The sequence below is a fragment of the Cryobacterium sp. Y62 genome, assembly GCF_002929785.1.
In the GTDB taxonomy this organism is placed as follows: domain Bacteria; phylum Actinomycetota; class Actinomycetes; order Actinomycetales; family Microbacteriaceae; genus Cryobacterium.
The window spans coordinates 1-11,833 of the sequence record NZ_PJJK01000089.1 but is presented as its reverse complement, the minus strand read 5'-3'; the positions used below and the strand labels follow the sequence as shown (position 1 = coordinate 11,833).

Below are 11,833 nucleotides of genomic sequence, written 5' to 3'. Positions count from 1 at the left end.
GCTTCCCGATATTCTGGAGAAATGCCCGTACGCGCGATAGTAATTTCTGGTGACCCCGTTCTCCACTCCCCCGCAGCTTCCGTCGTCGATTTCGACGACAATCTGCGCGAATTGGTTCGAGACATGTTCGAGACGATGGATGCTGCGCCGGGGGTGGGCTTGGCCGCCACGCAGGTGGGTGTCGGGCTGCGAATCTTCACTTACAGCTTTCAGGACGACGACGAAGTGACTTGGCGTGGAGTGGCGATCAACCCGGAGCTCTGGATCACTCCGGTCTCTGCCAAACCGGTCGACGATGAGGATGTCGACGAGGATGAGGGCTGTCTATCGTTCCCCGGTGAACGCTTTCCGCTCAAGCGAGCCGAATCGGCCATTCTGCGGGCTGTCGACGCGGAACAACAGCCTTTTGAGATTCGAGCGGATGGCTGGCTCGCCCGCATCTTCCAGCACGAGTTCGATCACCTCGACGGTACGCTCTACGTCGACCGTTTGGAGCACGTCTACGCCAAGATGGCCGCCAAGGTCGCGCGCAAGAAGAGCTGGGGCGTTCCGGGCCTGAGTTGGATTCCCGGCGTCGACAACCTCGAAGGCTAGGTCAGCGCGCGCAACCCGGCGGCGACCAGGGCTGCCACGAGCACCACCACGATGAACGGCGTCTTGATTGCAAACAGACCAGCCGCCACAATAACCGCCGGAATGCGGGCATCCAGGACCAGCGCCTGACCGTTTCCGAGCGTCTGTACCGCGATCAACGCCGCCAGCAGCGCCACAGTCAACAGGTCGGCGATGCGGGCCGGCGTCGGCTTGTGCAGCAGGGCTGGGGGCACCAGGTACCCCGCGAGTTTCAGCGCGAGCACGGCGATCGATGCGGCAATGATGATCTGCCAGAGCGTCAAGAGTCCCGCCCCGATCCATCGCTCGGTCGGCGAGTGGATGCTCCGCCCGGTACGCCGGGCGTTCCCAGCCAGTTGAACAGGCCGACTACGACCGCGACGAGAGCAGCGATCAGCACGGGCAAGCCCGGTATGAGCACTGGAGTGAGTGTCGCGGCGACGACCGCAGCAGCGACGGCCACCGCGACCGCCTGCATCCGCTTCAATCGTGGCCAGAGCAGGCCGACGAAGGCTGCTGCGGCAGCCGCATCAAGACCGTAGGCTCGAGTGTCGCCGAGAGCGTCCCCAATCAGGGCGCCGAGCAGAGTTGTGATGTTCCAGCCAATGAAAACGGCGAGACCGGTGACCCAAAAGCCGACCCGCCGACTATGCGGGGTCGGCTGGGCCAGGGCTACCGCGGTCGATTCGTCGATGGTGATCCAGGCAGCAGCAAACCGTTTCCAGAGCCCGCTACCGACGATCGGTGCGGTACGCATGCCGTAGATGCCGTTGCGCACGCCGAGGAGGGTCGCGCTCGCGATCGCAGCCGGGCCAGCCGCGACACCACCGGCGGCGAGCACACCGACCAGGGCGAACTGGGACCCGCCGGAGAACATCACAATGCTGATAAAGCAGGTTTGCCAGATATCGAGCCCAGCGGCGACCGAGAGCGCGCCGAAGGACACTCCGTAGGCGGCCGTCGCAAGCCCCACAGCGATGCCTTCACGAGTCGCCAATCGTTGCTGATGCTGTTCACCAACCTTTTCGGCCAGAATTTCGCTCATGCCGCTGATCTACCGGGACAAGTCGACGCCGTGCACGCCGTTGTGAAAGCGCAGCGATGGGAACACGGCCGACACGGAGAACCCCAGGCCGGGAACGGTTCCGGCATTGAACACGCCGCCGAACAGCTGGGCGCGCTCCCGCATCTGGGTGATACCGGGGCCCGCAATGCTCTCGCTGAGGGCCTTGAGATCATCTTCGATCGAATACGGGGTACGCGCCGCTTGTTCGCCGGTCTCCTTGCCGTCGCGACGGGCGGCGGCCCGTATGCCGTCATCATCGACGAGCAGCTGCAGGCCGTCCTGCGTCCAGGTGAACGATACGCGGGCCTCGGTGCCGACCCCACCATGCTTGAGCGCGTTCGACAGGGCGCTCTGCAGGATGCGGAAAATGGCCAGTTCAGCGCCCGCTTTGAGGGCGAAGCGCTCGCCAGATTCGCTGAAACTAATCACGAGGCCCGCATCGCGCATGACCCGAAACAGGTCGCGGGTGGACTGCGGGCCGGGTTGAAGTGCACCGACGGTTTCGCCTTCGCGCACGATCGTCAGCACCCGGCGCATGTCAGCGAGGGCTACTCGGCCGTCGTCGACGAGCGCGGTGGCGGCACGTACGGCCGTGGATGGATCACTTTCGGCGGTATATCGCGCGCCTTCGGCCCGGGTGATCAGGCGGGCAATGGTGAGCACGGCACCGTCCTGCAGCTCGCGAATGATGGCCAGACGCCCCTGCTGCTCGGCGAGGGACAGTTCCAACTCGATACGCACGCGCTCGGCGGCGTTGCGGTCAAAGACGATCCGGCGTGAACGCAGCAGACCGATCATCCAAAGCACCAACAGCGCACCGCACAGTGCACCGAGCGCCGGTACCAGAAGTTGCGCGAACTCCACTACTGACCGCCGTCTCTTGTGCCGAAGCCGTGACGCATGTTGAAAACTGAGGTAGACCTTTTTTGTCGGCAGGAATGTCCCGACAAAAAAGGCCACCCGGGGTGGAGCCCTGAGTGGCCTTTCGCTCCCCGACTTGGACTCGAACCAAGAACCTGCGCATTAACAGTGCGCTGCTCTGCCAATTGAGCTATCGAGGAATGCTTGAGCAGCGTTGCTACATTACCAAGTTTTCCCGCGGAGCCCAAACCACACGGAGTTCTGTTCGCCTCCGCAGGCACCATTCGAAGCGTTCAGAACCCGTTCAGCCCCGTAAAGTCGGGTCGGCACAACAATTGTGCAGTCTCACGCGCTAAAGTACGGTCGGGCGTGTCGGCGCGAGCACCGACTGCCCCGGTCTGAAATCGGGTTGGAAGGGCTGGGGAATGGTCTCAGAAGCTGACTGCGGCATCCGGTTCATCGTCGCTCTCGGCACCATCGGCGGCATCGAGCGCGGGCGCGCCAGCCCTGTCAACAGCGGCTTGAACGTTCGGTTCGACTTTGTCGGGTTGCAGAGCGGCGGCGAGTCCCCTGACATAGGGGTGCCACGGGTCCTGAAAAACCTCCTCGATGGTGCCAAGGCCGACCAGCACACCCTGATGCATGACACCGATGCGGTTGGCGACCTGCCTCAGCACGGCCAGGTCGTGGCTGATCACGAGCGCCGAAAAGGAACGCTCCCGTTGCAGGTCGCTGATCAGGTCGATGATGGCGCCCCGCACCGTGACGTCAACGCCCGCTGTGGGCTCGTCAGCGATTAATAGTGACGGACCGAACACGAGGGAGCGGGCCAGCGCCACGCGCTGACGCTGGCCGCTGGAGAGCTCATACGGGTACTGACCGAGAACGGCCAGAGGCAACCGCACCGCATCGATCATGGTGGCGGCCCGTGCCCCGAGGGCACGACGGTTGTAGCGTCGATCGCGTTCAAGTACCGGTTCGGCGACAATCTCGGCGACCGTCATGGTCGACGGCAGGGTGTCAGCCGCGTCCTGGGCTAGCAAGCCGACGCCGAACGTGAGCCGCGCGAGCTTGCGTTTGCTGATGCGGCGCAGGCCGAAGCCGAGCACGGTCGCTTCGCCGCCGGTGATTTGGGGACGGATGCCGGTGCTCTCGCTGACAAACGCTGCACCGGAGAGCACCCGGGCCAGGGTGCTCTTGCCGGACCCACTTTCGCCGAGCAACCCCACGACCTCACCCGGAGCGATGCTCAGGGTGAAGCCGTGCACCGCGACAAACGCCGGGCTCGCCCCGTGCGGCGGATATTCGATGGTGAGATCACTCGAATTGATCGGGGAAACGGATGCCGCGCCTTGCTTCATAGTGTCTATCCTGCCGCACGCAGAAGGCGGAGCTCATTCCGGCGCAAGGCCTGCCTGGCCGGATCGGGAACCGGAAGCGAGGCGAGCAGTCGCTGCGTGTATGGGTCTTTCGGAGCCCCGAGCACCTCGGAACCGGTGCCTTCCTCGACCACTTTTCCCTTGTACAGCACGGCGATGCGGTCAGCGAGAATGTCGACTACAGCGAGGTCGTGGCTGATGAACAAGGCCGCGAACCCGAATTCCGCCTGGATCTCGGCGAAGAGTTCGAGCACCTTCGCCTGCACGGACACGTCGAGGGCGCTGGTCGGCTCATCGGCGATGAGCAAGCTCGGCTCGAGCGCGAGTCCCCTGGCGAGGCTTGCTCGTTGACGCTGGCCACCGCTGAGTTCGTGCGGGTAGCGATCGCCGTAGGCGCGCGGCAATTGCACCGCCTCGAGCAGTTCGTTCACGCGCTTGCGCGCGGCGCGGGTATTTGCTGCTCGCCCGTGCACGACAAGCGGCTCGGCGACGCACTCGGCAATGGTGAGCAAGGGGTTGAAGCTCGAAGCCGGGTCTTGGAAAACGAATCCGATCTCGCTGCGTACCTTTTTGAAAGCGCGTTCCCTAAAACCGTTCATTTCGTGGCCGAGCACCGTCAGCGAGCCGCCGGTAACTCGCGTGAGCCCGCCCATTGCGCGACCGATGGTGGTCTTGCCGGAACCGCTCTCGCCGACCAGACCCAGTACCTCGCCCGGTCGGATGATAAAGTTCACTCCGTCGACAGCGGTGAAGCCGGGTTTGCCGAGTCGGCCCGGGTATTGGATCTTCAGGTTATCGGCGACGACGACCGGAGATTGCTCAGCCCAGTCCGGCTGACGCGCTGCGGCCCGGGCTTGAGCCCGGATGGTGCCATGACCAACGCGAGGCACCGAACCGAGCAGTCGTTTGGTGTAGTCGTGCCGCGGGTTGGAGAACAGCTCCTGGGCGGGGGCCTCTTCAACCACCTTGCCCTCGTACATGACGACCACGCGGTCGGCGAGGTCAGCGACAACGCCCATGTTATGAGTGATCAGCACGATCGCGGTACCGAAATCGTCGCGGCAGCGCCGCAGCAGGTCGAGAATCTCGGCCTGCACTGTCACGTCGAGCGCAGTCGTTGGCTCGTCGGCGACGATCAGCCCAGGGTCGAGCACGAGCGCCATGGCAATGACCACGCGCTGCTTTTGGCCGCCGGAGAACTGGTGCGGGTAGTAGTCGACGCGGCTATCGGGATCGGGGATGCCGACCCGGCCGAGAATCTCGATCGCCTTCGCACGGGCTTCCTTGCGGCTGAACTCACCGTGGGCACGGATCCCCTCGGCGATTTGCCAACCGACGGTGTACACCGGGTTCAGAGCCGTTGACGGCTCCTGGAACACCATGGAAACATCCGTTCCCCGTAGCTGACGCAGCTTCTGCTTGCTGACGGAGAGCACATCGTTGGACTGGGAGCCGTCCTTGTTGCTCAGGATGACCGCGCCGTGGGCGGTCGCCGTTTCCGGGAGCAGGCCCAGGATGGTTTTGGCGGTGACGGTCTTGCCGCTGCCGCTCTCCCCCACGATGGCGAGAATCTCGCCGGGAGCGACGCGCAGCGTTACTCCGTCGACGGCTTTGACCGCACCCCCATCGGTGGCAAAGGTCACATTGAGGTTGTCGATGCGTACGACGTCGGGCAGGGAGTTCATTATTTGGCCTCGAATGGGTCGTCGTTCGGATGTGGGTCGGGAGCCGACAGACCGGCCTCAAGCCCCTCGATGCCGCCCGGGCCGGCCGCCAGGGTTCCGCCGGGAACTACGCTGGTCGCGGCGACGACGCCGGTGGTCTTGCCTGGAGCACGCCGGCTGCGCAGCCGCGGGTCAGCAAGGTCATTGAGGCTTTCGCCGACCAGAGTGATGCCCAGCACTACAAGCACGATGGCGAGCCCGGGGAACAGGCTGGTCCACCAGATACCACTCGTGACGTCGGAGAGCGACTTGTTCAGGTCGTAGCCCCATTCGGCGGCCGACGAGGGTTCAATGCCGAAGCCAATGAAGCCAAGGCCAGCCAAGGTGAGCAGCGCCTCGGAGGCGTTGAGCGTGAAGATGAGGGGAAGGGTGCGCGTGGCATTGCGCAACACATGACGGAACATGATGCGTCCGCTGCTGGCCCCGAGCACTCGCGCCGACTCGACGTAAGCCTCGGCCTTGATGCGCACGGTCTCCGCGCGAATCACGCGGAAGTATTGCGGAATGAAAACCACGGTGATGGAGATCGCCGCAGCGAAGATTCCGCCCCACAGACCGGAACGTCCACCCGAAATGACGATACCCATCACGATGGCCAGCAGCAGCGCCGGAAAGGCATAAACGGCGTCGCAGATTACGACAAGTACCCGGTCGAGCCACCCACCGAAGTAGCCGGAGACAAGACCGAGGGCTACGCCGGCGAAAATCGACAGCACAACGGCGATAACCATGACCGCAATCGCGGTCTGCGAACCCCAGATGACCCGCGACAGCACGTCGTAGCCACCGACGGTGGTGCCCAGAAGGTGTTCACCGCTCGGTGCCTGCTGAGCACCGAAGGGGTCGCCGTCGCCGCGCAGCTGACTGAAGCCGTAGGGCGCCAGCAGAGGGGCAAAAATGGCGGTGAGGATGAAAATACCGGTAATAACAAGGCCGATCAGGAGCATTCCCCGTTGCAAGCCAACGCTTTGACGGAACTGGTGAACGACGGGCAGTCGGGTCCACAGCGGAGCCTTGGCTGCGTGCGTGGTTTCAGTGAACGTTGTCATGATCAGTACCGCACTCTCGGGTCGATGAGCGCGGCAATAATGTCCACGATGAAGTTGGACAGGGCCACGATCACGGCAAGGAGCGCCACAATTCCCTGCACGGCCACGAAGTCGCGGGCCTTGATGAATTCAATGAGCATGAAGCCCAGACCCTTCCACTCGAAGGTGGTCTCCGTCAGTACGGCGCCACCGAGCAGCAAGGCGATTTGCAATCCGATGACGGTGATGATGGGGATCAGCGCCGGACGATAAGCGTGCTTGCTGACCAGCCGAAACTCGTTCACCCCACGCGAGCGGGCCGCATCCACGTAATCGGTGCCAAGGGTACCGATGACGTTGGTGCGCACCAGCCGGAGGAAAACGCCGGCGGTGAGCAGCCCAAGGGCCAACGCGGGAAGCACGGCGTGCAGCAGCACGTCGCCGAAGAGGGCAGGATTGCCCGTCTTCAGCGCGTCGATGAAGTAGATGCCGGTCTTGTCGGGCAGAAACTGCATCTCCAGTTCGGAACCGACAGTGGCGCGGCCGGCAACCGGCAGGACCTTGAGCCAAACCGCGAAGACGAGCTTGAGCAGGAGTCCCGCGAAAAACACCGGGGTGGCGTAGCACAGAATGGCGAAGACGCGCAGAAAAGCGTCCGGAGCCTTGTCTCGCCAGTACGCGGCGACCATTCCGAGCGGGATACCGACGATGAACGCCACGATGAGCGCGTAGAAGACGAGCTCGGCCGTCGCGGAGCCGTAGGTGAGCAGAACCTCGGATACGGGGCGGCTGGTGCTGATGGTCGTGCCAAAGTTACCGGTGAAGACCTGGCCGAGGTACTCGAAATACTGGATGATGATGGGGCGGTCGTAGCCGGCCTCGCTGATGAGTACGGCGAGCTGGTCCGGCCCGAGCTTTCCGCCGAGCGCAGCGGTGATCGGGTCTCCCGTGGTGCGCATCAGCCAGAACACCATCGACACCAGAATAAAAATGGTGGGGAAGATGAGTAGGAACCGAATGAGAAGATAGCGGCCTATTCCACCGCCCGGGCTGGTTCTCTTCTTCGAACGACGCCCGGCCGCCGGTGCTGGCGGCTTCATGGCCACAGTGCTCATCGCTACCTCACAATTGCAAAAAGAAACGGGGGTATCCAGCGATTGCATCGCTGGATACCCCCGGTGATCAAACTAGAAAAGGCTCTAGTCGAAGTGCTGCCTAGCCCTTGGCCAGCGCGCCGTAACGGAACTTGAAGGACGCGTCGAGTGTGTCCTGGGTTCCGGTGACATCAGTACCCGTGATGGCGACCTGGGCGCCCTGAAGCAGCGGCACAGTGGAGAGTGCAGCCGCAACCTTGTCCTGGATTTCCTCGATGAGCGCGGTGCGCTCTGAAGGGTCATTGGTGACGGCCTGCTTCTGAATCAGGGCAGTAACGTCGGCGTCGTCGTAGTGGTTCTTGAGGAAGTTTCCCTCGGCGAAGAACGGGGCCAGGTAGTTGTCAGCGTCGGAGTAGTCCGGGAACCAGCCGAGCTGGTATGCGGGATACACGTCGGCGACGCGGTCCTTGGAGTACTGGACCCACTCGGTCGACTGCAAGCTGACGGTGAACAGGCCGGAGGCATCCAGCTGATCCTTGATCAGCGCGTATTCGTCGCTCGAGCCGGGGCCGTAGTGGTCGGCGTTGTACTGCAGGTTCAGCGCGATCGGCGTTGTCACGCCTGCAGCAGCGAGGTCCGCAGCGGCCTTCTCAACGTCCGGTCCGCCTTCGCCGTCGCCGTAGAGGCCCTTGAGCGACTCGGTGGCACCGGTCATGCCCGCAGGAACATAAGAGTACAGCGGTGTGTAGGTACCCTTGTAGACCTGATCGGCGAGCTCGGCGCGATCAACAACGTCGGCAACTGCTGTACGAACGGCGAGGGCCTTGGCCGGGTCGGCCTCAGCGGTCGTCGTGCCGAAGGGCTGCGTGTTGAAGTTGAAGGTGATGTAGCGAATTTCTCCACCGGGGCCGTCAACGACCTTGACCGCGTCGTTGCCGCGCAGGTCGTCAATGTCCGTCGCGGAGAGGCTGCGCCACGCGACGTCGATGTTGCCTTCCTGCACGTCGAGCTTCAGGTTCGAGGCGTCGGTGTAGTACTTGACGTTGATGACATCCGTCTTGGGTGCGCCGAGCAAACCCTGGTATCCCTCGTACGCCTTGTAAGAGAGGAGATTGTTGAAGCCGTAGCTCGTCAGCACGTACTGGCCGGCGAAGGCCTCAGCTGCAACGATGTCATCGTCTGACGTGACCTCGGTCGCGGAGAAGGAATCTTCATCCACGATCACTCCAGCGGGGCTGGACAGAATTTGTGGGAAGATCTGGTCGTTCCCGGCCTTGAGCGTGAAGACAACCGTGGTGTCATCCACGGAAGCCGTGCTGTCGAGGTTGTAGAGCAGGGACGACGGGCCGGTATCGGCCGCGATCACGAGCTGGCGGTCGAAGCTGAACTTGACGTCAGATGCGGTGAGGGCGTTGCCATTGGCCCATTTGAGGTCGGGCTTGAGCACAACGGTGTACTCCGTCGGGGAGGTGAACTCGGCGCTGACCGCAATGTCTGGCTCGACATCCGCTGTGCCATAGGCGCTGTTCATGAGGAACGGAAAAACCTGCGTCTGCACCGAGAACGATCCGGAGTCGTACGAGCCGGCCGGGTCAAGGGTGGTGACCTTATCAGTGGTGCCGATGAGGAGCGGGCCACCGCCTGCCGCATCGGGGGTGGTGCTCCCGCCCGAGGCGCAACCGGACAGAACCAGTGCTGCGACCGCGAAGCCGGCTGTGGCAGCGAGAGCACGCTTGCCGGTGGTGAATGCGGATGTCATATCCGTCGTCCTCTTCCTGTAGAAGTCTCATGACCAGGAGCGCCCCAAAAAGGCACAGCCGTTCATTGCTGTAAGAAAAGAATTAGCACAGAATTCGCACATGACCACGATCAGACGCAGCTTCTTTACATATCTGCAACAATCCACGACTCATATCTTGCAGTTTGGCGGGGAAATGCTCAAATGTTGCGCATGCGCTAATCGTCGCGGAGGGCCCGCCGCTCGGCCTCGACGCGCACTAGTTCGCGCTGGAGGGTGCGGTACATCTCGGTATCGCCAGCATCCGCTCGTTGCAGTCGACCAAGCAATTCGGCTTTGAGGCGCAGCAGGTCTTTATCGATGAGCACGATCGTGATCTCGCGCACGTAGCGGGTGACGTCCTTCTCAGTGCGCTCGGGCAGATTGGCCATGGCGAGCTCCTGAACAAGGTTCTTCAGGGTGTCCGGAACCTCAGCGACAACGCGATCGAGCCAGTCGGGTGCATCGAAGTGCGGCAAGCTCGAGGCGATCGCGTCGCGCACCACCGCGAGCGAGCTATTCACAAAGGACGTCTGCACCGCGCTGTCGAGGATGTCCCGGCCGATCAGCGTTGGCCGCTGCAGCATGGCCATGAGGCCGTCGCGTTCAAGTCGGGTGACCGGGTCGCCGGGCAATTCGACCAACGAGAACGGGCGCTCCGGCAGCACTTCGACCGCGCCGGCATGCCGGGGAGCGTTCGGCCCGCCGCTCGCCGAGGAGCGCGATCCGGACTGGGCGTTGGTGACCGCCTTGGCAACCTCGCCCATATCGACGCCAAGCATGCGCGAGAGTTCCCGGGTGTAGCCGGGGCGCAGCACCGGGTCGCGAATATCCCCGACCACGGGGGCCGCGGCACGCAGGGCAGCCGTTCGGCCTTCAACGGTGTCGAGATTGTACTGGGAGAGAATCTGCCGAATCATGAACTCGAACATCGGCTTCTTCGAGTCGACCATGCGGCGTACTGCGTCGTCGCCGCGCTGCAACCGCAGGTCGCAGGGGTCGAGTCCTTCCGGGCCGACCGCTACATAGGTCTGAGCGGAGAATCGCTGCTCCTCGCTGAAGGCGCGCATGGCGGCCTTCTGACCGGCGGCGTCAGGGTCGAAGGTGAAGACGACCTCACCGACGCCGGAATCATCGCCGAGCACGCGGCGCAGCACCTTGATGTGGTCGACGCCGAACGAGGTGCCGCAGGTAGCGACGGCCGTGGTGATGCCGGCCAGGTGGCACGCCATTACGTCGGTGTAACCCTCGACCACGACGACCTGGTGACTGCGGGAGATGTCACGTTTGGCGAGGTCGAGGCCGTAGAGCACCTGAGCTTTGTGGTAGACCGGGGACTCGGGGGTGTTGAGGTATTTCGGGCCCTTGTCGTCGTCGAGCAGCTTGCGCGCTCCGAAGCCAATGGTCTGCCCGGTGATGTCGCGAATCGGCCAGACCAGGCGGCCACGAAAACGATCATAGATGCCGCGATCGCCGCTCGAGACCAGACCGGACAAGGTGAGTTCCTCGGTGGTGAATCCGCGACCGCGCAGGTGGTTGGTCAGTTCGTCCCAGCTCTTGGGCGCAAACCCGACGCCGAACCGGGTCGCCGCGTTGGCGTCAAATCCGCGCTGCCCCAGGAACGTCCGGCCGACCTCAGCGCCCGCGCTGCCGAGCTGGTCGCTGAAGAAATCGGATGCCGCCTGGTTGGCCGCGAGCAGGCGGGCGCGATTGCCGTGGTCGGGGGCCGCTCCGGAGCCGTCTTCGTAGTGTAAGTCGAGGCCGACCCGACCCGCGAGCCGTTCAACGGCCTCGCTGAAGCTGACATGGTCCATCTTCTGTAGAAAGGAATACACGTCGCCGCTCTCGCCACAGCCGAAGCAGTGATAGAAGCCGACCTGCGGGCGCACATGAAAGCTGGGACTACGTTCGTCATGGAAGGGGCAAAGTCCCTTCATCGAGCCGACACCGGCGGACTTCAGGGTGACATAATCACCGATGATGTCCGCGATGTTAGTACGGGCCTTGACCTCTTCGATGTCACTTTGTCGAATCAGTCCAGCCATGAATTAATTCTATCGGTGCGCACCGACAGAGTCGCTCACGGCCGACACTGTCTTCCTGCGAAGCACGGGCACACTGTCGAGCCCGCACACCCACGACGCGACCTGCTCGAAACCCCACCATTTCCGCCGCTCTCGAAATCGTCATTATTGCGATGTTCGAGGCGCAATTTTAGGAACGTCACCATCACGCTGGTCGAGCTGGTCGAGCTGGTCGAGCTGGTCGAGCTGGTCGAGCTGGTCGAGCTGG

At 63.2% G+C, this 11,833-nt stretch carries 10 protein-coding genes and 1 tRNA gene; 1 reads left to right on the top strand and 10 read right to left on the bottom strand.

The window, feature by feature from the left end; genetic code table 11:
- Positions 1-21 precede the first annotated feature (21 nt).
- Positions 22-594: a peptide deformylase gene (def, locus tag CXY71_RS04865; RefSeq protein ID WP_104134559.1), complete on the top strand. Its 573-nt coding sequence runs from the start codon at positions 22-24 to the stop codon at positions 592-594.
- Here def and CXY71_RS04860 read toward each other — a convergent pair.
- From CXY71_RS04860 to dnaG, 10 genes are all read right to left on the bottom strand, one after another.
- Entirely contained in the window at positions 591-896 is a 306-nt protein-coding gene (locus CXY71_RS04860) for an AzlD domain-containing protein (RefSeq protein ID WP_104134558.1), read from the bottom strand. The genes def and CXY71_RS04860 overlap by 4 nt on opposite strands.
- The gene (locus tag CXY71_RS04855) at positions 893-1,657 is read right to left on the bottom strand and encodes an AzlC family ABC transporter permease (protein ID WP_104134557.1); all 765 of its coding nucleotides are present in this window, start codon (positions 1,655-1,657) and stop codon (positions 893-895) included. Before CXY71_RS04855 ends, CXY71_RS04860 begins: the two co-directional genes overlap by 4 nt.
- A 9-nt stretch (positions 1,658-1,666) precedes the next feature.
- The gene (locus CXY71_RS04850) at positions 1,667-2,542 is read right to left on the bottom strand and encodes a sensor histidine kinase (RefSeq protein ID WP_104134556.1); all 876 of its coding nucleotides are present in this window, start codon (positions 2,540-2,542) and stop codon (positions 1,667-1,669) included.
- Positions 2,543-2,666: 124 nt separating this feature from the next.
- Positions 2,667-2,739: transfer RNA gene (locus tag CXY71_RS04845), tRNA-Asn, on the bottom strand.
- A 231-nt stretch (positions 2,740-2,970) separates the two neighbouring features.
- On the bottom strand, positions 2,971-3,900 hold the full coding sequence (locus tag CXY71_RS04840; RefSeq protein WP_104134555.1) for an ABC transporter ATP-binding protein: 930 nt from the start codon (positions 3,898-3,900) through the stop codon (positions 2,971-2,973).
- Positions 3,901-3,905: 5 nt separating this feature from the next.
- Complete coding sequence (locus CXY71_RS04835) at positions 3,906-5,603, bottom strand: ABC transporter ATP-binding protein (RefSeq protein WP_233204411.1); 1,698 nt, start codon at positions 5,601-5,603, stop codon at positions 3,906-3,908.
- On the bottom strand, positions 5,603-6,691 hold the full coding sequence (locus CXY71_RS04830) for an ABC transporter permease (protein ID WP_104134554.1): 1,089 nt from the start codon (positions 6,689-6,691) through the stop codon (positions 5,603-5,605). Before CXY71_RS04830 ends, CXY71_RS04835 begins: the two co-directional genes overlap by 1 nt.
- A gap of 2 nt (positions 6,692-6,693) precedes the next feature.
- A complete protein-coding gene (locus CXY71_RS04825) occupies positions 6,694-7,785 on the bottom strand; it encodes an ABC transporter permease (protein ID WP_104134553.1) in 1,092 nt (363 codons plus the stop codon).
- Positions 7,786-7,885: 100 nt separating this feature from the next.
- Entirely contained in the window at positions 7,886-9,523 is a 1,638-nt protein-coding gene (locus CXY71_RS04820) for an ABC transporter substrate-binding protein (protein ID WP_104134552.1), read from the bottom strand.
- A gap of 197 nt (positions 9,524-9,720) precedes the next feature.
- A complete protein-coding gene (gene dnaG, locus CXY71_RS04815; RefSeq protein WP_104134551.1) occupies positions 9,721-11,586 on the bottom strand; it encodes a DNA primase in 1,866 nt (621 codons plus the stop codon).
- Positions 11,587-11,833: the final 247 nt, after the last annotated feature.